The sequence below is a fragment of the Mesorhizobium sp. M7A.F.Ca.US.006.04.2.1 genome, from assembly GCF_004022915.1.
In the GTDB taxonomy this organism is placed as follows: Bacteria; Pseudomonadota; Alphaproteobacteria; order Rhizobiales; family Rhizobiaceae; genus Mesorhizobium; species Mesorhizobium ciceri.
The window spans coordinates 1-921 of the sequence record NZ_RZQA01001404.1 but is presented as its reverse complement, the minus strand read 5'-3'; the positions used below and the strand labels follow the sequence as shown (position 1 = coordinate 921).

Genomic DNA, 921 nt, shown 5'->3' with positions numbered 1-921 from the left:
GGCCGTGACCGTCAGGCAGACGCCGCCGCAGGAGATCGAGGCGCCGATGGCGATGGTCTGCGGGTCATAGGCTGTGTCGATGCGGAGCCCCACCCCTTCCCTGAGCGGCTTGACGGACGCGACAGTGCCGACATCGGTGACAATTCCGGTAAACATCGGTGTTGATCCCTAAAGGTCTCTTATCCACTCGGCGTAGCTGTCTTCGCCAAAGCGCATGTCGCGCAATTTGCGAAATCCTGCCGGGATATGGTCGGCGTCGATCGGCGATGCAATGCCGTCGTCGCCGATTGCATCCGGTCCCTGGAACAGCACGATGCGGTCGACCAGCCCGTCGGCCAGGAAAGCGCTCGCCACCCTGGCGCCGCCCTCGACCAGCACGCTGGCCATGCCGAGCGCGGCCAGGTCCTCAAGTAATTCCGGCAAGGCTACGCCGCCCTCGTGCGTCTCGGTGCCGATGAAGCGCACGCCGGCGCGTTCGAGTGCTGCGCGCCGCAGCGGATCGGCCTCCAGGCAGGCGGCGATATAGAGCGGTACCCGGTCGACGCCCGAAACCAGCTTCGAGGCCTCCGGCAACCTGAGCTGGCGGTCGAGCACGATGCGGGCAGGCGAACGGTTCTCAAGCCCCGGCAAACGCACCGTCAGGGCCGGATCATCCTCAAGGGCGGTGCCGATACCAACCAGTATGGCGTCCGCCTCAGCCCGCATCAGATACACTTCTCGGCGCGCGATATCGCCGGTGATCGACACCTGCCCGTCACCTTCCCTGCCGATCTTACCGTCGCTGGAAAGCGCAAGCTTGAGAATCACTTCCGGGCGTTTTCTCAACGATCGAATCAAATAGCCGGCCATCTGCTCGGCAGCTTCCGCCGCCAGCACCTTCTCGACCACCTCGACACCGGCCGCGTGCAGGATCGCATAACC

Annotated in this window: 1 protein-coding gene and 1 pseudogene; both read right to left on the bottom strand. The window is 64.7% G+C overall.

What is annotated here, in order from left to right; translation table 11 throughout:
* Positions 1-156, bottom strand: a pseudogene (locus tag EN925_RS37655) (riboflavin synthase); the annotation flags it as partial.
* A gap of 12 nt (positions 157-168) precedes the next feature.
* The coding region (locus EN925_RS37650) for a RibD family protein (protein WP_164894757.1) at positions 169-921 on the bottom strand (753 nt) is incomplete at its 5' end.